The following is a 19581-nucleotide window of genomic DNA, read 5'->3' on the forward strand; positions in this document are numbered from 1 at the left end:
TTCACCATGCTTAACGTTTTGTTCTCGGCCAGAGATGGGCTTTGGGGCGTTTACGAAGAGCCGCTCCGCAAGGCTTTTGCGTCACGGAACTTGAGCATCAATCTCCAGCCGGACTTTTCTGATCCGGAAATGGTGCATTATATCGTCTATGGGCCGACTGGCCCTTTGCAGGACTTTACTCCCTATTCAAACGCGAAAGCTGTGTTGAACCTCTGGGCCGGTGTTGAGCGGCTAGTGAAAAATCCAACGCTCAATATCCCGCTCACTCGGATGGTCGACACTGGTTTGCAAGAGGGCATGGTGGAATATGTGACCGCGCATGTCTTGCGCCATCATCTTGATACCGACCGTCAGGTTTTGAACCAAAACGGCGTTTGGGACGTTGTTATTCCTCCGCTCGCACGGGATCGAACGGTGGCTGTTCTAGGACTCGGCGCCTTGGGCGAAGCTTGCGCGCGCCAACTTGCAACGCTCAATTTCAACGTGCTGGGCTGGAGCCGCCGCCAAAAAGAGATACACGGCGTCTCTTGTTTCTGTGGCGAGGATGGCTTGCGCGACGTGCTGAGCAAGAGTGACATCGTTGTTCTGCTCCTCCCGCTAACTGATGGTACGGCGAATATTCTAAATGCCGACACCCTCGCGCTGCTGCCTAAAGGGGCGGCGATTGTGAATCCCGGCAGGGGCGCTTTGATAGATGATGACGCATTGCTTGCTGCGCTCGGTTCGGGGCACGTCGGCGCCGCAACGCTTGATGTGTTCCGCCAAGAGCCCCTGCCCGCGGAGCATCCTTACTGGCACAATCCCAAAGTTACCGTGACGCCGCACATCGCTTCCGAAACGCGCCCCGAAACGGCGAGTGAGATTATCGCTGACAATATTCACCGAAATGAAAACGGCGAGCCTATGCGGTTTCTCGTAGATCGAAGCGCAGGGTATTAACGCAGGATCGGCGGGCTGTTCGGATCGGTGCCGGGCGCTTTGGGGGCGGCTGGTTCCGGCGCGACGGCGGGTTCGGGAAGATCAAATACCAGCGCCACACGCGCCAAACGCTCGGCGATTGGATCGTCGCTGCGCAGGAACACCACATCCAGCTCCCCCGCATCAATGCCCGAGAACACCAGCGCCTCGTTCGTTGCTTTTGCCAGCGCTTCTTGCGCCCCGAGTTTGGCGTCAAGATACGCCAACAGGTGCCCCCTGCGCCCTGATTTATAGGTTACTTCCGCGAGGAACGCTTTGCTGGCAAGGCCAGCCGCCGTTGGCAATTTGCGATCAAGTGCGTTCAAAAGTGCGTCCGGCAGCGCCTTTGGACGGGCCACCTCAACCGGCAATTCTGCCGCTTCCTCTGGGGCGTGTTCCAGCGTTTGCAGCAGCCAATCGAGCATATCGGGTGTTATCAGGTTTTCTCCTCCCTCAACGCCAAGGTTCACGCCAAGGCCAATGTCCTGCCCTTGAATTAGGTTGGCGATCACGCGGCCAGAGAGCGCGACAAAGGGCGCGGGTTTGCCAGTAAACGCCGAAAGCCGCTCTTCGCGATCAAAAACAAGAAGGAACTGCCCCGCTGGAGTTTCAAAAACCTCTGGCTTGATGCGCTCTCCTTCTGCTTCCTCCTCAAGCAGAAGAAACAGTTCTGCGTCGGCCAGCCGCTCGAAATACACAAGCCGCGCGGCCTCGTCGCTTTGGGCTGCGTCCATCTCGGCAAAGGCCAGATCAATCGGAGTTTCGTTTGGCATATAGCACCTCTTTGACGCGCTGGCGCAGCTCGGGCAGGAGTTCGGCCTCAAACCACGGATTATTCCTGATCCAGCCTGTATTGCGCCATGACGGATGAGGCAAGGGAAAGCGGCGCGGCGCATGATCGCGCCATGCGGAAACTGTGGCCGTTACCCCGCCTTTTGCTGCGGGTCCGAACTCCCGTTTCTGTGCATACCCACCAACCAGTAAAGTGATTTCTGGCGTAAGCCCTGCGCGCAGTCCCTTGTGCCATGTCTTTGCGCAAATTGGCGGCGGTGGCAGGTCGGATTTTCGGGCGTTGTATCCCGGAAAACAAAACGCCATCGGCATGATGGAAAAGAGATCACGATCATAAAACGCGTCGCGATCCACCCCAAGCCAGTCGCGTAAGCGATCACCGGAGCGGTCATCAAACGGGATTCCGCTTTCATGTACCCGCGCACCCGGAGCTTGCCCGATGATCAGGATCGGCGCATGTTTGCGCACCCGAACAACAGGGTGTGGCTTATGGGCCGTTTCGGTTGCGGCGAACCGGTCCGCGCAAATTCGGCAGGATTGAATTTCGGCAATCAATGGCCCGAGAGCAGTCATGATTGCAGTATGCCGCTCTCATCTGGAAAACAAAACCTGTTGACTCATTTCCATATTTCTATAATTGTAGAAATATGGAAAATACAGAGATCGAATCCCAGTCCAAGCTTGACCTTCTGACCGCCGCTGCGCGGTTTGCAGCGCTTGGCAGCGAACAACGCCTTGAAGTGCTGCGCGTTTTGGTGCGCGCAGGGCCAGAGGGCACGACCATCGGCACCCTTGGCGAACGCAGCGGCGTTACGGGATCGACCCTGACCCATCACCTCAAGATCCTGACGCAGGCAGGGCTGGTGGTTCAACGCAAACAAGGGCGCAGCATCATTTGCGCCACCGCCGACTACACAGAAATGCGCGACCTTGCCGATTATCTTTTGCGGGAATGCTGCGCCGATTGCCCAGATTCGGAACATCATCATGACTGACACCCCCCATACCCACGCCCCGGCGACCCCTCCAATCTGGCGCCGCATTGACGGCGCATGGGCAGCAATTGTTATTATTCCGCTGCTGATTGCCATCTTTGATCCAACACAATTCGTTCCGACAATCACATTTGCTGGCGGCGCGATTGCGCATACGGGGATTTTCATCGTTTTCGCCGTTTTAACGGTTGGATACCTGAAGGCATCAGGTGCCGAGGCGCTCTTGGCCAAAGCGTTCACAGGGCGCGAAACGCAGATGATTTTTATGGCCGCTGCGCTTGGCGGATTATCTCCGTTTTGTTCTTGCGAGGTTATCCCGTTCATTGCGGCATTGCTTGCTCTCGGCGCGCCTCTTTCTGCTGTGATGGCATTCTGGTTGGCTTCGCCTCTTATGGATCCTGCAATGTTCTTCGTCACAGCAGGCACGCTCGGCTTTGACTTTGCAATCGCGAAGGGTATCGCGGCTATCGCACTCGGCATTTTCGGCGGCTTTACAGTGCGCCTCTTTGCCAACTCCGCCGTATTTGCTGACCCGCTAAAGCAACGGCAGGCGACATCAGGGTGCGGATGCGGCCCCTCCCCCTTCAAAGGGAAGCCCGTATGGAACATCCTGCCTCACGCTGACCGCCGCTCGGTCTTTGGGAAAACGGTACTGGATAATGCGCTCTTCCTCGGGAAGTGGCTCTTGCTGGCCTATATGATCGAAGCCTTGATGCTGACCTACATTCCTGCGGAAAAGATCGCAGGTGTACTCGGCGGTGACGGGGTTATGCCGATCCTGCTTGGGGCGTTGATCGGTGCACCGGCCTATCTCAACGGATTTGCCGCCGTACCGCTTGTTGATGCGCTGCTGCAGCAAGGGATGAGCAACGGCGCAGCCATGTCCTTTGTGCTCGCTGGTGGTGTGAGCTGCATTCCGGCCGCCCTCGCGGTCTGGGCGCTGGTCAAACCTCGCGTATTTGCGGCCTATATCGGTATCGCAATGGTCGGCGCATTTCTGGCAGGACTAAGCTGGGGTTTCATCGCTTAAGCCAGCTTACGCTATTCCTTGAAACAGCTTCCAGCGGCCGAGCGCTTGCTTGGCCGCCCCGATTCCACTATCCCTTTCCTAAAAATATTTCGACAGGGCAGGAGACGGTATGTATCGCGTTTGGGACTTTATTACCAATTATTCGATCCTTTTGATCACGGGCGCCCTGACGGCGCTCCTCTGGGCAAACATCGACCCCAAAAGCTACGACGCGCTCGTTCATCTTGTTTTGATCGACGATTTCTTTATCGGCCACGCCCATGAACATGACGGCCATATCGTCCGCACACTCACGCTCCATTATCTGGTGAATGACGTGCTGATGGCGTTTTTCTTTGCCATCGCAGCCAAGGAAGTCTGGGAAGCCGTCATCCTCAAGAACGGCAGCCTACGTGGGAAAAAGGCCGCAACACCGCTGATTGCGACGCTCGGCGGGATGATTGGGCCGATAACAGTTTACCTCGGGGTTGCCTATGTCATGGGCAGCACAACCTTCAACGCTGTGGCCAATGGCTGGGCCGTTCCAACCGCGACCGACATTGCGTTTTCCTATCTTGTTGGGCGCCTTATTTTCGGCGCGGGGCACCCAGCGGTTCGGTTCCTGTTGCTTTTGGCGATTGCAGATGACGCGGCAGGTCTCATTATTCTGGCGGTGTTTTACCCAACGGGCGATCTGGCGCTGCAATGGCTGGGCCTATCTGTTGGGGCTGCGCTCGCGGCGTTCTTCTTTTTCAACTATCTGCCCCGCCGCCTTGATCGGGGAGATCAGCTGCGCAAAAACTCAACATGGGTGCGCAAGAAGCTTGGTTTCTGGCCTTATCTCATTGCCGGATGTCTGTCGTGGTATGGATTTCAGGAAGCGGGTCTACACCCATCCCTAGGCCTATTGCCCGTCATTCCAGCAATCCCGCATGCAGACCGCGCTTTCGGCATTTTCGCCGCAGCCGAGGAACACCTGCAAGATTTGTTGAACCATTGCGAGCACCTGCTTGAGCATCCGGTTGAAGTTATACTTTTCTTCTTCGGCCTCCTGAACGCAGGGGTACAGTTTGGAGCGATCGGTGATGCAACTTGGCTCGTCCTCGCAGGCCTGATGATCGGGAAGCCATTTGGCGTTCTACTCTTCGGCTATTTCGGCGCGCACATCTTGAAGCTTGGGCTTCCAGCAGGCATGCGCACTGTTGACCTCTTTATCATCGGCTGTGTGGCCGCCATTGGCTTTACCGTTTCGCTCTTTATTGCCGCTGTCGCGTTTGAACCGGGCCCTGTGCAGGATGCCGCTAAAATGGGCGCACTCTTTAGCTTTGGTGCCGCGATCGTCTCCTACATTGCGGGGATCTTGCTTCGGGTGGAGAAAAAAGAGTTCTAGGCGGCGACCATACATTTGGACGCCCTACTCAACCAAAGCCCCGGCCAATGTATCGGGGTTTTGCGTTTCTGGGTGCGGCCACAGAAAAACCATTGTAAACCAATGATCAACTTCGCCATACTAAGGTTGGGTGAACAGCAATAAAACAACGCCCGAACACAGCATTTGAGGCAATGGAAAGAGCGCAATCAGCACGGAAATGCTTGAATTTGTGAATGTCAGCAAGTCCTTCTGGACCGGAAAACAGCGCAAGGTCATTCTTGATCAGGCAACATTTCGCGTTGAGCTTGGCAATTCCATGGGCATTCTGGCCCCCAACGGAACGGGTAAGACCACCATTATCAACATGATGGCTGGCCTAGAAAAACCTGACGAGGGAATAATCAACCGCAATTGCCGCGTGTCCTTCCCGCTTGGCTTTATGGGCGGCGTTTCGAACAAACATACGGCGGTTGAAAATTCACGCTATATCGCGCGGCTTTATGGGCTCGATCCAGATTACATCGAAGCCTTTTGTCGGTGGCTCTGCGGGCTTGAGGAATACTTCGAAATGCCCGTCGGCACCTATAGTTCAGGGATGCGCGCACGGTTTAGTTTTGCCCTGCTTCTTGCGCTGGAGTTTGACATCTATTTGATCGACGAAGGCATGCCCTCAACAACCGATGTTGAGTTCAACCGTAAGGCGGGCAGCATCCTTCGTGATCGGCTGCAGAAATCCACAGTTGTGATTGTTTCGCATCAGGCGCGCACGCTTGAGAAATTCTGTAGGTCCGCAGCGGTGTTAAAAGGCGGTAAGCTGCATATGTTCGACACATTGGAAGAGGCAAAAAGGCTCTATGACTATGACGACCAGAGCTAGGCGCTTTAACATCCGCAAGAGCGCAACCCAGAAGGCATCTCCGCTCGGAGACGCTGCGAAAGAGGACGCCACTCCACAAGAACGTAACGAAGCCGAAATCAACGCGCGCAAAGAAGCAGCACTTGCCGCCATCCGCGAAGAAGGCCTGACCGGCCGCCAACTTCGCACAGCGCGGCGTGTTGCGCAAAAGCATGGGCTTACACCAATCTCGGATTTTGACGCTGTCCGTATGTTGCGCGAACAGGGTATCGACCCGTTCAAGCGCTCGAACATGCTTGATATCGTTGGCCCAACTGGCGGCAACAATCAGACAAACACCCTGCCTCAAGCGGAAACGTCGCCGCTGCCATCCACGCCGTTTATCCCTGCTGATGGCGGATTTGGCGAGCTTGAGCGCATCCAGAAAGACATTGCAAAACGTCGGCGTCGGCGGCTTTTCATGCTGTCACTTCGACTGTTGCTGCTCGTATTTTTGCCCACTGCCATTGCGGGATATTACTATTACAGCATCGCGACCCCCATGTACGCGACCTTCTCCGAAATGAAGGTGCAACAGGCCCAGAGCCCCTCAAGCGCGCCGGTGGGTCTCCTTGCGGGTACACAGTTCGCAACGTCCGAAGACAGTATTGTTGTACAGGATTATCTCCAATCCCGCGAAGCGATGCTGCGCCTTGATGAAGCGCTCGGTTTTAAATCGCACTTCAGTCAGAAAAGCATTGATCCCGTACAGCGCCTTGATCCTGACGCCACCAACGAAGCGGCCTATAAGCTATACAAAAAGAACGTGAAAATCGGCTATGATCCGACCGAAGGAATCATCCAGATGGAGGTGATCGCTGCGGACCCAGAACTGGCCACCAAATACGCAGAGTTCCTGATTTCGATTGCCGAAGAACAGGTCGACAGCCTCTCGCAACGCGTACGAGACGATCAGGTTGAGGGCGCGCGCGAAAGCTATGACGAGGCTGAACTCGCTGTCACCAACGCGCAGCAAAGGGTGATTGACCTCAAGGAGCTGTACGACGTGATCAGTACGGAGCTTGAAGTCTCGCTTCTGACAAACCGCATTTCTGCGCTTGAACTGCGCGTAACCGAAGATGAAATCGCCCTGCAGGAGCTTAACGCCAACCCGCGCCCGAACCGAACCAAAGTTGCGACACTTGAGCGTGGCATTGCCAGCCGCAAAATCGTGATCGAGGATTTGCGCGCCCAACTCACCGAAGGAATAGCGGGGGGCAAATCGCTCGCGCGCATTCAGGGCGAACTCCAGATCGCCGAAAGCGACCTGCTGACCCGTGTGACCATGTTACAGGCCGCGCTACAAAATATGGAACTTGCCCGCGCCGAAGCCGCGCGCCAAACGCGTTACCTTGTGACTGCCGTTTCACCGATCACACCTGATGAGGCCGCTTATCCTCGTGCTTTTGAAAACACTGTGCTGGCATTCCTGATTTTCTCCGGAATCTACTTGCTCTGCTCGTTGACTGCCTCAATTCTAAGGGAGCAAGTGTCTGCATAAACTTCTCGAACGCCATGAAATTGCCTTGCGCAACAGTTATGATCGCCCCGAACACCGACGAAGCCTCAGCTTCATTTGCGACAATATTTATTAGTTTTTAACTATTTCGCCTGTACAGGACACATGAATATTATGAAAAAGCCGCTCTCCACCGTTACGCCAAACACTTGGGAATTCCTGCGCGACCCAATGATCACACCCACGGGGTTTCGCGAATATGACGCACGCTGGAAATATCCAGACGAAATCAATCTGCCTGGCATTACAGCTCTTGGTCTTGGCCTTGGCACACAAATGCGAAAGCGCGGGATCGAGCCTGTTATCGCTGTGGCAAATGACTATCGCGACTATTCCCTTTCGATCAAAAATGCGCTGATTGTTGGGCTGATGCAGGCTGGCATTCAGGTCAAGGATATTGGCCCCGCACTATCTCCAATGGCGTATTTCGCGCAGTTTCACCTTGATGTGCCCGCAGTTGCCATGGTCACGGCGAGCCACAACCCCAATGGTTGGACAGGCGTAAAAATGGGCTTCGAGCGCCCCCTGACTCATGGTCCGGACGAAATGAGCGAACTTCGCGAAATCGTACTGAATGGCGAAGGTGTTGCTGCAGAAGGCGGCTCTTACGAATTTATTGATGGCGTGATGGACGCTTATATCGACGACCTCGTCGGCGATTTCAAAATGTCACGCAAGCTGCGCGTTGTCTGCGCCACAGGCAACGGAACGGCGTCTGCATTTGCGCCCAAGGTGTTCGAGCGGATGGGCGTTGAAGTGGTCGAGAGCCACAACCGCCTTGATTATACATTCCCGCATTACAACCCGAACCCCGAAGCCATGGAAATGCTTCACGATATGGCAGACACAGTGCGCGAAACCAGTGCCGATTTCGCGCTTGGTTTTGATGGAGACGGAGACCGCTGCGGCGTTGTAGATGACGAAGGTGAAGAGATTTTTGCCGATAAGGTCGGCGTCATCATGGCGCGCGATTTGTCGAAACTTTACCCGAATTCAACCTTTGTGGCCGATGTGAAATCCACGGGGCTATTTGCCTCCGATCCGGAACTAATAAAAAACGGAGTCACGGCAGATTATTGGAAAACCGGCCACAGCTATATGAAGCGCCGCGTCAAGGAAATCGGGGCATTGGCAGGGTTTGAAAAGTCCGGCCACTACTTCCTCGCGGAACCAGTTGGGCGCGGATATGACTGCGGGATGCGCGTGGCGGTCGAGATTTGCAAGCTTATGGACCGCAACCCCGACAAAAAGATGTCTGACCTGCGCAAGGCCTTGCCACAAACGTGGTCAACGCCCACCATGTCTCCCTATTGCGCCGATACCGAGAAGTACGAGGTGCTAGACCGCATCGTCGAGAAACTCGTCGCAAAAGAAGCCGCGGGCGAGAAAATTGCCGGCCATGGCATCAAACAGGTGGTTACAGTCAACGGCGCGCGCGTCATCCTTGAGAACGGTGCTTGGGGGTTGGTGCGCGCGAGTTCCAACACACCTAACCTTGTGGTCGTCTGTGAAAGCCCCGAATCTGACGCGGAATTGCGACAGATTTTCAAAGAGATTGACGAGGTTATCCGCACAGAGCCTTCGGTTGGAGACTACGACCAAACGATTTAATCTCTGCAAATCAACGCGGTGTGGCGCGCCTTGTTGCACGCCGCACCGACGATACGGGCGTGACCAAAAAAATCGCAAATAGCAGCATTTCAGGGCTTGAAGACTCGCAACGCTCGTCGTAAACAGCCGCTCACAGTTGGGGTGTAGCCAAGTGGTAAGGCAACGCTTTTTGGTAGCGTGTACCGTAGGTTCGAATCCTACCACCCCAGCCACAAACTTTCCCACAATCCAGGCTCACATCCGAACACGTTGCTTTAGCGCGCGAAATTGTTGCATCAGCACGTTTCAGGTGGCACCAAGTTTGAATTCAATGCTTTGTTCAACACTTGCGTCAAAAGGCCATCTAAATGGATATTCTGGTTACCGGAGCGAGCGGCAATGTGGGCAGCAAGATTGTTAACCTCTTGCTCTCTCATGGGCACAATGTTTTTGCGGGCACAAGATCCGGTTCTTATGGGCAAAATGATAACGTAATTCCTACAGTGGTTGACTTTGAGCAGGGCATTAAGCCGGAGCGCACGTTCGACGCGATCTTTCTCATGCGCCCGCCGCATTTAACCGACCCCGATATCTTCGAAAGCTTCTTGCAACCCTACGCGCGCTCAACGCGGATTGTGTTTCTTTCGGTGATGGGCGCAGACACGAAATCCTACCTGCCGCATGCAAAAATCGAAAAGAAGATCGCCGAGATGGGATTTGAACACGTGTTCACTCGGCCGACCTATTTCATGGAGAACCTTCTGACAACGCTCTGGCCAGAACTGGACGCAAACAATCGCGTGTATCTCCCATCGGGGAAGTTGAAATTGAACTGGGTATCGGTTCGCGATGTGGCTTCCGTCTCGGTTGCGGCGCTAATTGGTCAAATTGGCGAGCGCGGCGTTTTGGTGAACGCTGGCGTTTATGCAGGGTTTTCTGAGGTTTGCTCAACGATCAACGAGATTGCAGGAACAAGCATCACTTATGAACCCGCGAGCCTGTTTGGCTACATCTGGTACATGCGGAAACAGGGAAATGACTGGCCATTTATTGCGGTTATGCTGCTCTTGCATTTTCTTCCACGCCTAGGCCCCGCAGCAAAACCCCTCGCCGCATCGCCTAAACTCCCTGCGCATGAGTTTGAAACGCTGGAAGACTTTGTCCGTCGGAATAAAGATCAGTTTAGGCGATTGCGCTAGCGCCAATGGCCAAAAAACCTACGGACACAATTGCAGCCGCACTTTGAACCATGTTGGAAGTTCGGTCTTACTTGGTCGTGCTCGACTACAGAATACACAATTGATGCGAAATCTCATCATTGTCATCAAATGCGCACAAATCGATGGGAGTTTACCTACATTCCTTGACAGCTCAGCAAAGCTGACATGATTAATGAGGAGAACGTTCGATTGAGACTGGGGGATTGGCCTCCAAGAAACCTAATTCACATTTGCTAGACTTAACATTTGCGTGGTATCGTCGGTATTTACCGCTAATTTCCAGCGCACAGATCAGAGACTCCACCAGCTAATGCAATTTAAAGATATCGATTTCGTCATTATCGGCGCCGCCAAGTCAGCGACGACATGGCTTCAAAAGCAATTACAGATGGATCCGGCAGTTTATATGCCTGATCCGGAGCTACATTATTTTTCTAGAGAGTACAGTCGGGGGCCGGACTGGTATTTTTCGCAGTTTGACTCACAAATGAGCGACAAGATCGTTGGCGAGAAATCCAACTCCTATCTCTATGAGCCCGAGTCCGCTGCACGTCTTCACAACGACTTGCCAGACGTTAAGCTGATTGCCCAGCTGCGCAATCCGGTTGAACGGGCCTATTCCAGCTATTGCATGCGCTTTAGACGCGGCGAGGTTGGAAAAGATATTGAAACATATCTGGATCCTTCTCAGGGCGAAAACCTCAAATACCTGATCTCGGGTAAATATGCAGCGCTCCTTCAAGACTACATAGATCTCTATGGTCACGAAAAGCTGCTGATCTTGTTCTTCGAAGGGGTCGCAGGCGATCCAGAGACGCAAATCTCACAGGTCCGTTCGCACCTTGGCCTTCCGCCCCGCCAGATTTTGGTAAACGGAACCAAGAAAGTTAAGGACAAGACAACAGAGACGGTCCCTCCCGGGTTGCGCCGTAGCCTGGCATGGATGAAACCGATCGTTCGCCCCCTTCGCGGGACGTCCGCTTTCGAGACTGTCCGAGGATTGGTTGCTGCGCAGCCTAATTACCCGAAACTAACAGACGAGCTGCGCAATCGTTTGAACGACTATTACCATCCGTCGATCGAGGCTCTTGAGAAAATGAGCGGGCAATCTCTTAGCCACTGGTACCAGCCTTCGGATCGGACCAATTGATGCAGCTCTCTCATTCTTTACGCACAAAAACTAAGCCCAAGACCATTACTTGCCGCGTTTGATGATCAAAGACTAATCAGGACAGACACCACGACATTTCGGAAATCCAAGGAGGAAAAGCGGAAGTCTAAGTTTTTCGCTAACTAGTATGAAAAAGTTTATTATTACCGGAATACAGATGAGAAACAAAGGCTCTCAGGCTATGTTTCTATCGCTTTGCTATGGCTTAAAGGCCATTTACAAGGATTGCGAAGTTATTGGTTTTGCGAACAAAACTGACGACCCAGAGCAATATGCCTTCAAGCTATTGCCGTACGACAACTACACGCGTCTGGTGTTCAAATATAACCTGAACAAAGTGCCGTTATTAGAGCCGCTCATAACGCGCCTCGCTGGGAAGTCGCGAAAGACAGACAAGTGGAACGGCAAGGTTTCGGAAATGGATAAAGCGCTGAGAGAAGCGGACGCCATTCTTGATGCGAGCGGCTACACACTTGGTTCCGGCTGGCCAAAAGGTGGTGGTGAGTTGCTGCTTCAGACGATTCAAATCGCGAAGCGCTATAAGAAAAAAGTCATCCTGATGCCCCAAAGCTTCGGGCCATTCGACTGGGATGACGATGGCGACAATGAGGAATTCCTTAAGAAAGTGAAAAAGGAATTGACCTACGCCACCAAGATTTATGCCCGCGAGAAAGAAGGATACGCCTGCCTGAAATCTCTGGATCTGGATAATGTCGAATTGTCGGCCGATATGGTAATTCGCGAGAAGCTCTTTCCGACGGCAGACGAGATTTATGCATCCTACACGAATGACGAGGCAAACTACCCTGTCAAAGGCTCTGTTGGCTTCATCATAAATGAAAACGTGTTCCGTATTGGCGACTCCGGCGCTGTTTTTGATCTCTACGCAAAGAGCTTGGACAGGGTCGTGGACAACGGCGAAAATGTCTACATTCTCTGCACGTCTACAGCGGATATTCATCTTGTTGAGCAGGTTCTGAGCAAAACAAAGAACAGAGACAAGGTAACGGTAATCACCAAAGAATACGCAAGCCCGGAACTGATCGACATCATCGCAAGGTTCAAATACGTGGTTGCGTCACGGTATCACTCGGTGGTTTTTGCCTACAGAAGTGGTGTTCCGGTAATCACACTCGGCTGGGCCAGCAAATACATCGACCTCGCCGAGCATTTCAAACAGCAAGATTACGTGTTCGACATTAGAAACCCGGGCGTTGATCAGATCATCGAAAAGATCGACATGATGGGCAAGAACTATGAACAGGAATCCCAGCGCATCCTCGAACAGTTGGCGAAGCTCCAGGAAACTTCCGTTATTCAAGATGCCGTAAACGCTTTGGAACGCTAAGCCGGCGCTCCACCCTTACAGGGGGCGTCACTTAAGGCGAAAGCCAACCGATCAAAAAGTAATGAGCCGCTTCGAAAACGAGGCGGCTCTTTCTTTTCACGGGGCCTAGAATACGATTACTAGGCCAATTCCCGCAGTACCTCTTAGGTCATTAAGCCCGGCCTGATTGGCACCAATCTGGAAGCCAGTCTTTATGCGCGGCGAGCATGTCATCCACCATCGAACGAATTTGGCGCATGTCGAGTTCGGCGGCTGTATGTGGGTCCATCATTGCTGCGTGGTAGATATGTTCGGGGTTCTCATCCATGAGCGCGCGGACTGTCAGTTCCTGAACATTGATCTGGCTACGCATCACAGCAACAAGCTGCGGCGGGATGTCAGTGACCACGCTTGGCTGCACACCGTTGGCATCAACGAGACAGGGTGTTTCAACGGCTGCTCCCAAGGGCAATTGCGGGATTTGGCCCGTATTGGGCAGGTTGCCATAGGCAACATAGGGCGTGTCAGTGACGATAGCGTTCATCAATTCGGCAGCAAATTCGTGGCTCTTGCAAACCTCGATTTCACTTGCGCTTTCAAGTGTCTTAGCTTGGTCTTTCCAGCTTGCGGCCTGCTCGATGCAACGCGCGGGGTACTCATCCAGCGGAATGCCAAATTCCGCAATCAAGTCCTCGCGCCCATCTTTAATGAACCAAGGGACATATTCGGCCAAATGCTCGCTGCTTTCGGTACAGAAATAGCCAAGCTGGTTCATCACTTCATAGCGGACTTTATTCGGGCAACGCGGCATCAGCAGTGGCGGTTTGGGCAAGCTGCCATCTGCATACCCTTTGCGTAGCGCTGGATAGAGATCATGCAGAGCCCCATCTTTTTCCTGCTCTAAGCGCAAGAAAAACGCCACGTGGTTTACGCCCGCCACCTTATAGCGGATGTCGCCCTCTGGAATGTCCAGATCATGGGCCATTTCCTGAACGGTATTTTGCACCGAATGGCACAACCCAACCTGCTTTAGCGAGGGGTAACGCTCTGCGAGCGCCCAAGTGTTGATTGCCATCGGATTAACGTATTGGAGCATGGTGGCGTCTGGGCAAAGCTCTGCCATGTCGCGCGCGATGTCCCACAGAACCGGAACGGTGCGAAGCCCACGCATGATACCACCCACACCAAGCGTGTCGGCGATGGTTTGGCGAAGCCCATATTGCTTGGGAATTTCAAAATCTGTCATTGTGCAAGGGTCGTATCCACCAACCTGAAAGGTGGTGACAACGAAATCCGCGCCCTCAAGCGCCTCGCGCCGATCCGTGTGCGTTGTTACGCGGGCGCCTGTTCCCGTGGTTTGGATCATTGCCTTGGCAACCATTTCACTTTCGGCAAGGCGCACAGGATCAATATCCATCAATGCAAAGTGGCTATCGGCAAGTGCAGGCGTGAGTAAGGCATCTCCGACAATGTTCTTCATGAAGATCGTCGAGCCGGCACCAACAAAGGTGATTTTTGTCATTTAACAGCTCCAAGAGTGAGGCCTGCGATGAAGTGCTTCTGCATGAGAAAGAACATCGCAACAGGTGGCAAGGCAGCGACAATGCTTCCGGCGCTCATCAGGTGATAGGCCGCGCGGAACTGCGCATTAAAGCTGGTGATGCCAGCGGTTACTGGCTGGCTTTCGGGGCCCTGTGTCAGAACCACCGCCCAGAAGTAATCGTTCCAGATAAACGTAAAGATCAGCACCGAAAGCGCGGCTAGCGCGGGTTTCATCAACGGAAGAACAACGTACCAAAAGATACGCCACTCTGCCACGCCTTCAACCCGCGCTGCCTCGATCAGCTCGTAAGGGAGCGAGCGGATAAAGTTACGCATAAAGAGCGTGCAAAAACCGGTCTGGAAAGCGATATGGAACAGCACCAGGCCTGTTTTCGTGTTGTAAAGCCCAAGTCCAAGCGTCAAATCGCGCACTGGAACCATAAGGATTTGGAATGGCACGAAATTCCCCGCTACGAACATGAAGAAAATCCACAAGTTTGCGCGGAATTTATAGATGCCCAGTGCAAAGCCACCCATCGCACTAAGGGCGACAGCGCCAATCACAGTTGGAACAGTGATCAGAAAGGAGTTGAGCAGGTAACGCGGCATGTCGCTGTTAAAAAACACCTGGCCGTAATTGTGGGCAAACTCAAACGAAGACGGCAGCCCCCAATAATTCCCATTGGTGAAGTCAGTGTCAGGCTTGATCGAGAACAGTGCAACCGCAAGCAACGGGGCGAGCCACATTAGCAAGGCAACAGGAAGAAGCGTTTTATAGGCGGCCTGCGCACCTGCGGATTGTTTTTCAATTGGTGTCGGAAACATCTTAGTGTGCCCCCTTCTCTTCGCGGTACATCGACCAGAGGAAATAGGCGATGAATCCCATCATGATTACGAACAGAACCACAGCAATTGCAGCGCCATATCCCATTCGGAACCCGTATTCGCTCAGGGCAACTTCGAACATGTAATAGGCCAAAACGCGGCTTGAGCCGAACGGTCCGCCGCCCGTCATGATCGAAATCAGGTCGAACGAGCGAAGCGCGCCGATGATCGTAACGACAAAAGCAATGAATGTTGCGGGGCGAAGTTGCGGAAGGATGATATACCAGAGCATCTTAAGCCCTTTTGCATTATCCAGACGGCCCGCTTCGATCTGCTCGGGATCAACGGCATTCAGGCCCGTGAGATAGAGGATCATGCAATATGCGGTTTGCGGCCAGAGGCCCGCAAAAATGATTCCATATGTCACCATATTTTCGTTCCCCAACACATTTACAGGACCAAGCCCAAATACGCCGAGGAAGCTGTTCAACAAGCCAAACGTCGGATCGTAAAACCAGCTGAACACGAGGCCCACAACAACTTGGCTGATCACGAATGGAAAGAAAAACAGGGATTTATAAACGCGGATGCCCGTCACCGTCTGGTTCAAGAACAGCGCGATGAACAAGCCCGCAGGGATGGCCAGCAAATACATTACCAGCCAAATGACGTTGTTCTTGAGAGACACATAGAAAGCGTCGCGGTCAACGAACTCCCAATACAGGTCTTCGTAATTGCGCAGCCCGACATACTCCGCAGTACCAAGCCCATCCCATTCATAAAGTGAGATATTAAAGGACTGGAAAATCGGAACGATCACATAGACTGCGAAAAACAAAATTCCGGGCGCGAGGAACAGCCACGGTGTAATCGCTTGCTGGTTGCGATAATACCAGTTCCTCGTTTCGGTTGGGGTGGTGGGCGTGACGCTCATAGGGGTGTCTCTTTTGATATGGCGCGCAGTTGCCCGCCCTTTAATTCAATATCGACGAAAAGGAGGCCCAGACCTGCTGAGCCTCCTCTTGGCATTTACTTATAAATACGACCGCGTGCGCGCTCGAGTTTGGCAAGGATCTTGTCAAGTTCATCTGGTTTAACCATGAACTCTTGGAAACCTTCCATAGAGACTTTAGCCATCTCTGCTGGTGCATCGCGATCCCAGAACTGAGCGACACCACCTGGCGAATTGGACGACAGCATTTCAAAACCTTGGTTTAGGAACTTGTCATCATCTACAGAGGACTTCGCATTCACTGGAAGCTGACCAAGGTTTGCACCGTTGTTGATCTCGGTTTGCTCATCCGCGGAAACCACGAAGCGAAGGAACTCGCGTGCGGCTTCTTTGTTCGAAGCATTTGCCGGGATGTGGAAAGTGTCTGTCGGCGCATCTTCTGCCAGTTCAACGTCTGCGTTGATGGCTGGGAACTGATAGAAATCAAGCTGATCATCAGTCAGGCCAGCTTCGCGCAGCGGCGCCACAGCAAAGTTACCCATCAGGTAACCAGCAGCTTCGCCATTCACCATGAACGGCAGCGCTTCCTGCCAGCTGTACGTCTGGTGGTTTTCAACGAAAGCCCCCATGTCGATAAGCTCTTTCCAGTTCATGAACGTTTGCTTAACGCGCTCGTCTTCCCACGATACCTTGCCAGCAGCGAGGTCCATGTGGAAATCAAAGCCGTTGGTGCGCATGTTCAGGTAGTCAAACCATCCGCCAGCAGTCCAGAGGAACTTTGTACCGATTGTGAAGCAAGCACGACCCGAATCAACGATAGCCTGACAGCTTGCTTTGAACTCTTCCCAGTTCGAAGGCTCGGACAAGCCCAACTCTTCGTAGATATCCTTACGGTAGTAAACACCCCACTGGTAGTAGGTATAGGGCACGCCCCATTGTTTACCATCGATCGTCATCGCGCCTTTTGTGGAAGCAAGGTTCTCGGCGATTTCGGGCTCGGCCCAAAGATCAGACACATCTTCGAAGAGACCCGCTTCTACATATGGGCGCATCCGGTTGGCAGCGTACCAAGTTGCAACGTCCGGCGTATCGGCGGTGAGGAAGTTTCGAATCTGGGTTTTATAGGCCTCACGGTCGATTACGGTTGTTTCGATGTTGAGGTCAGGATGCTGCTCCTGAAAACGCGAAATCATCGCTTCCATCGTCGCCCGTGGCGCTGGGTTCGATGTGTCGAGGAAGATTTTTAGATCCCCGTTCAGTTCAGCGCTGACAGGTCCTGCCAGTGCCGTCGAGGTAACAAGCGCCGCAACGGCGCATTTGATCATGGAACGCATAATTTTCCTCCCTTTGCTTCCCAATTATCGTGTAATTTTTGTTTCCACATAGTGAAAACAGGTTTTACATATTGAAAACTACACCTCAGCGCGCTTAACATGTCAACAGATTCCTGAATGACGTCAGGAGATTTTGAGGGAGGCATTCTCTGTGTCGGGAGAAGGAACAATAGCAAAAGCCTGTGCGGTACTGGATCAGGTCGCGGCCTTTCAGAGGCCGGTGCGCTACAGCGAACTCCTTGAAAACAGCCCATTTCCCAAGGCCACGCTCTATCGGATACTGCAAAGCCTGAGCAATCAGGGCATGCTAACCTACAACAAAGATGCCCAGACATATTCCATGGGAGTTCGCCTCGTGCGTCTCGCACATTCCGCATGGACTCAAGCCTCTCTCGCACCGATTGCCAGGCCCCATATCGACAAGCTCGCAGAGAAGGTGCACGAAACGATTCACCTCGCGCAGCTTGATAATGGGCAGGTTCTATTTGTCGACAAACGCCAATCCAACGGCTCATTCGATACGCTCGCGCGCGCGGGTCGGGTTGCACCAAGCTATTGCACGGGAGTTGGCAAAGCGATGTTGGCCTTCATGAGTGAAGAACGTCGCGAACGCGCGTTAAAGCAACAGAGTTTCATGGCCTACACACCATCAACGCACATTCTGGCCGCGACGCTCAACAAGGAGCTAAGACAGGTCCAATCCGAAGGCGTTGCGTTTGATCGCGAAGAACACGAACAGGGCATCATCAGCATCGCCGCGCCGATTTTGGCGGCGAATGATACTGTTATCGGCGCAATTTCGATCGCGACTTCTACTTCGCGCCGATCGCTCGATGACCTCGAACAGTTGAAACCGGTGTTGAAACAGACCGCTGCTCAGATTTCGACCGAAGCGTCAAATTGGCAGTTCCCGAGTTAACGCCGATAACACTGCAAGCGGACACCGCTCCTTTCAAGGCTAGAGATCGCCGCTCGCAAGGCGCTGCAATACGTCGTTCCCTTGCGACTTCCAGAAATGCAACAAATCGATGAACACCCAGTTTTCGGCAAGCTTTTCGCTCTCGCGCCGATAGATATCAATCACACGAAATTCACCGGTTTTCCCAGTGGAATCTTGCCCCATGAACGGCCCTGACAAGCGTGCTGTGAAATTAGGCCACCCAAAGAATCCGCCATAGTTCCCTTCGGCAAGCCGCGCGATGTGATTGGTCTTTGAGCGTTCGGTGAATGCGGCGCGGAATGGTCCGGAATGCTGTTTTGCATAGCGCGGAATCGTGAATGTCGCACCGATGCCCGTGGGGCCCCACCAAAGCATATCTTCGGCCCATGTCTGACGGAGCTCATCTTCAAGGCTCAAACCGCTGTTCCATTGGCCAAGGTCACCGATCATTCGGTTGATAAGCGCCAAGGTTGCCTCGCCTGCACTCTTGTCTTGAGAATTTTTCAGCAACCCATCATGCGTTTTCGGCCCTGGCTGCACCAATTGCGCCGCCGTCTGGTTCGGGAACGGACGCAAACCCGCCTGAACCATCAGATCAGGAAGATCAAAATACATCGCTGTCTCGACGATCTTCCCATCCTCAACTTTGTTGAATTCACAGTATCGAAGCATCGCAATCTTCTGGGTGGGCGGAATACCCAAGAACGGTTCATCAAACAGGCCAAGCAAATGACCCATCGAGACAACCCACACACCGTTAAAGCCGTCGATCTGGTTTAATCCCGCAAAGAAAACATCCTCACGACGCTGCAAAGACGTCAGACTTTTGTGAAATGGACCCCAGAATTTGTGAGCAACTTCCTCGGCTGAATTCAGCTCTCCAAATGGATGGAAACCGCGCCAAAGATAGGTATCGGCGGTAAACGCCTCTAGCGTCTCCTGCGCAGTGATTCCCGATGCGTCCAGCATGGCATAATAGCGTTTAACCAGCTCTTTGGCTGACTGTAGTTCCTGCATTTCATTCTCTTTACAAAGGGTTAAGCCGTTTTTTGCATACGATTGCAAATATGTCTTGCCAGATTGTCGCAGCTAAGTCTAACCTATTTGCATTCGTATGCAAAATAATCGAATGGGAGGAGGC

18 protein-coding genes and 1 tRNA gene are annotated in these 19581 nt (G+C 53.1%); 12 read left to right on the top strand and 7 right to left on the bottom strand.

Annotated features, from left to right (window positions below):
* The first annotated feature begins 6 nt into the window (after positions 1–6).
* Positions 7–939: a 2-hydroxyacid dehydrogenase gene (locus tag OU789_RS11255; protein WP_274655696.1), complete on the top strand. Its 933-nt coding sequence runs from the start codon at positions 7–9 to the stop codon at positions 937–939.
* Here the strand turns inward: OU789_RS11255 and OU789_RS11260 are convergent.
* Both OU789_RS11260 and OU789_RS11265 read right to left on the bottom strand, forming a co-directional pair.
* Positions 936–1730 carry an SseB family protein gene (locus OU789_RS11260; protein WP_274655697.1) on the bottom strand — a complete coding sequence of 265 codons (795 nt, stop codon included), beginning with the start codon at positions 1728–1730 and terminating at the stop codon, positions 936–938. The two genes, OU789_RS11255 and OU789_RS11260, sit on opposite strands and share 4 nt — an antisense overlap.
* Positions 1708–2322 carry a uracil-DNA glycosylase family protein gene (locus tag OU789_RS11265; RefSeq protein WP_274655698.1) on the bottom strand — a complete coding sequence of 205 codons (615 nt, stop codon included), beginning with the start codon at positions 2320–2322 and terminating at the stop codon, positions 1708–1710. Before OU789_RS11265 ends, OU789_RS11260 begins: the two co-directional genes overlap by 23 nt.
* 74 nt (positions 2323–2396) lie before the next feature.
* Between OU789_RS11265 and OU789_RS11270 the strand changes: the two genes are divergently transcribed.
* The 10 genes from OU789_RS11270 (at position 2397) to OU789_RS11315 (ending at position 12868) form a co-directional block, all read left to right on the top strand.
* Positions 2397–2744 carry an ArsR/SmtB family transcription factor gene (locus tag OU789_RS11270; protein ID WP_263952371.1) on the top strand — a complete coding sequence of 116 codons (348 nt, stop codon included), beginning with the start codon at positions 2397–2399 and terminating at the stop codon, positions 2742–2744.
* Positions 2737–3774 (top strand): permease, encoded by a 1038-nt coding sequence (locus OU789_RS11275; RefSeq protein WP_274655699.1) that lies wholly within the window; start codon positions 2737–2739, stop codon positions 3772–3774. Before OU789_RS11270 ends, OU789_RS11275 begins: the two co-directional genes overlap by 8 nt.
* Before the next feature lie 109 nt (positions 3775–3883).
* Positions 3884–5143: a Na+/H+ antiporter NhaA gene (locus OU789_RS11280; protein WP_263952369.1), complete on the top strand. Its 1260-nt coding sequence runs from the start codon at positions 3884–3886 to the stop codon at positions 5141–5143.
* 199 nt (positions 5144–5342) lie between these two features.
* Positions 5343–6002 (top strand): ABC transporter ATP-binding protein, encoded by a 660-nt coding sequence (locus tag OU789_RS11285; RefSeq protein WP_263952368.1) that lies wholly within the window; start codon positions 5343–5345, stop codon positions 6000–6002.
* Positions 5986–7521, top strand: coding sequence for a capsule biosynthesis protein (locus tag OU789_RS11290; protein WP_274655700.1), 1536 nt, complete (start codon positions 5986–5988; stop codon positions 7519–7521). Before OU789_RS11285 ends, OU789_RS11290 begins: the two co-directional genes overlap by 17 nt.
* 132 nt (positions 7522–7653) lie before the next feature.
* Positions 7654–9150 (top strand): phosphomannomutase/phosphoglucomutase, encoded by a 1497-nt coding sequence (locus OU789_RS11295; RefSeq protein ID WP_274655701.1) that lies wholly within the window; start codon positions 7654–7656, stop codon positions 9148–9150.
* Between the two features lie 137 nt (positions 9151–9287).
* Positions 9288–9362 (top strand) — tRNA-Gln (locus tag OU789_RS11300).
* A 135-nt stretch (positions 9363–9497) separates the two neighbouring features.
* Complete coding sequence (locus OU789_RS11305) at positions 9498–10328, top strand: NAD-dependent epimerase/dehydratase family protein (protein WP_274655702.1); 831 nt, start codon at positions 9498–9500, stop codon at positions 10326–10328.
* A 331-nt stretch (positions 10329–10659) separates the two neighbouring features.
* On the top strand, positions 10660–11499 hold the full coding sequence (locus OU789_RS11310) for a sulfotransferase family protein (protein ID WP_274655703.1): 840 nt from the start codon (positions 10660–10662) through the stop codon (positions 11497–11499).
* Positions 11500–11677: 178 nt separating this feature from the next.
* A complete protein-coding gene (locus tag OU789_RS11315; RefSeq protein WP_274655704.1) occupies positions 11678–12868 on the top strand; it encodes a polysaccharide pyruvyl transferase family protein in 1191 nt (396 codons plus the stop codon).
* A gap of 151 nt (positions 12869–13019) precedes the next feature.
* Here the strand turns inward: OU789_RS11315 and melA are convergent, their stop codons facing one another.
* The 4 genes from melA to OU789_RS11335 form a co-directional block, all read right to left on the bottom strand.
* Positions 13020–14369 (bottom strand): alpha-glucosidase/alpha-galactosidase, encoded by a 1350-nt coding sequence (gene melA, locus OU789_RS11320; RefSeq protein ID WP_274655705.1) that lies wholly within the window; start codon positions 14367–14369, stop codon positions 13020–13022.
* A complete protein-coding gene (locus OU789_RS11325; RefSeq protein ID WP_274655706.1) occupies positions 14366–15214 on the bottom strand; it encodes a carbohydrate ABC transporter permease in 849 nt (282 codons plus the stop codon). Before OU789_RS11325 ends, melA begins: the two co-directional genes overlap by 4 nt.
* A 1-nt stretch (position 15215) precedes the next feature.
* Positions 15216–16148, bottom strand: coding sequence for a carbohydrate ABC transporter permease (locus OU789_RS11330; RefSeq protein ID WP_274655707.1), 933 nt, complete (start codon positions 16146–16148; stop codon positions 15216–15218).
* A gap of 95 nt (positions 16149–16243) precedes the next feature.
* Positions 16244–17500, bottom strand: coding sequence for an ABC transporter substrate-binding protein (locus tag OU789_RS11335; protein WP_446719175.1), 1257 nt, complete (start codon positions 17498–17500; stop codon positions 16244–16246).
* Positions 17501–17651: 151 nt separating this feature from the next.
* Here OU789_RS11335 and OU789_RS11340 point away from each other — a divergent pair, with 151 nt between their 5' ends.
* Positions 17652–18419 carry an IclR family transcriptional regulator gene (locus OU789_RS11340; protein ID WP_274655708.1) on the top strand — a complete coding sequence of 256 codons (768 nt, stop codon included), beginning with the start codon at positions 17652–17654 and terminating at the stop codon, positions 18417–18419.
* Between the two features lie 39 nt (positions 18420–18458).
* On the opposite strand, the gene OU789_RS11345 is transcribed toward OU789_RS11340, so the two are convergent.
* Positions 18459–19457 carry an ester cyclase gene (locus OU789_RS11345; protein WP_274655709.1) on the bottom strand — a complete coding sequence of 333 codons (999 nt, stop codon included), beginning with the start codon at positions 19455–19457 and terminating at the stop codon, positions 18459–18461.
* Positions 19458–19581: the final 124 nt, after the last annotated feature.

It is taken from the genome of Halocynthiibacter sp. C4 (genome assembly GCF_028823805.1).
Lineage (GTDB): Bacteria > Pseudomonadota > Alphaproteobacteria > Rhodobacterales > Rhodobacteraceae > Falsihalocynthiibacter > Falsihalocynthiibacter halioticoli.

Excerpts from the sequence above, each read along its gene's own strand:
- melA (WP_274655705.1), bottom strand. The coding sequence starts at position 14,369 with ATGACAAAAATCACCTTTGTTGGTGCCGGCTCGACGATCTTCATGAAG.
- OU789_RS11290 (WP_274655700.1), top strand. The coding sequence starts at position 5,986 with ATGACGACCAGAGCTAGGCGCTTTAACATCCGCAAGAGCGCAACCCAG.
- OU789_RS11270 (WP_263952371.1), top strand. The coding sequence starts at position 2,397 with ATGGAAAATACAGAGATCGAATCCCAGTCCAAGCTTGACCTTCTGACC.
- OU789_RS11330 (WP_274655707.1), bottom strand. The coding sequence starts at position 16,148 with ATGAGCGTCACGCCCACCACCCCAACCGAAACGAGGAACTGGTATTAT.
- OU789_RS11345 (WP_274655709.1), bottom strand. The coding sequence starts at position 19,457 with ATGCAGGAACTACAGTCAGCCAAAGAGCTGGTTAAACGCTATTATGCC.
- OU789_RS11265 (WP_274655698.1), bottom strand. The coding sequence starts at position 2,322 with ATGACTGCTCTCGGGCCATTGATTGCCGAAATTCAATCCTGCCGAATT.
- OU789_RS11285 (WP_263952368.1), top strand. The coding sequence starts at position 5,343 with ATGCTTGAATTTGTGAATGTCAGCAAGTCCTTCTGGACCGGAAAACAG.
- OU789_RS11295 (WP_274655701.1), top strand. The coding sequence starts at position 7,654 with ATGAAAAAGCCGCTCTCCACCGTTACGCCAAACACTTGGGAATTCCTG.
- OU789_RS11325 (WP_274655706.1), bottom strand. The coding sequence starts at position 15,214 with ATGTTTCCGACACCAATTGAAAAACAATCCGCAGGTGCGCAGGCCGCC.
- OU789_RS11335 (WP_446719175.1), bottom strand. The coding sequence starts at position 17,500 with ATGCGTTCCATGATCAAATGCGCCGTTGCGGCGCTTGTTACCTCGACG.
- OU789_RS11315 (WP_274655704.1), top strand. The coding sequence starts at position 11,678 with ATGAGAAACAAAGGCTCTCAGGCTATGTTTCTATCGCTTTGCTATGGC.
- OU789_RS11280 (WP_263952369.1), top strand. The coding sequence starts at position 3,884 with ATGTATCGCGTTTGGGACTTTATTACCAATTATTCGATCCTTTTGATC.
- OU789_RS11275 (WP_274655699.1), top strand. The coding sequence starts at position 2,737 with ATGACTGACACCCCCCATACCCACGCCCCGGCGACCCCTCCAATCTGG.
- OU789_RS11310 (WP_274655703.1), top strand. The coding sequence starts at position 10,660 with ATGCAATTTAAAGATATCGATTTCGTCATTATCGGCGCCGCCAAGTCA.
- OU789_RS11260 (WP_274655697.1), bottom strand. The coding sequence starts at position 1,730 with ATGCCAAACGAAACTCCGATTGATCTGGCCTTTGCCGAGATGGACGCA.
- OU789_RS11305 (WP_274655702.1), top strand. The coding sequence starts at position 9,498 with ATGGATATTCTGGTTACCGGAGCGAGCGGCAATGTGGGCAGCAAGATT.
- OU789_RS11255 (WP_274655696.1), top strand. The coding sequence starts at position 7 with ATGCTTAACGTTTTGTTCTCGGCCAGAGATGGGCTTTGGGGCGTTTAC.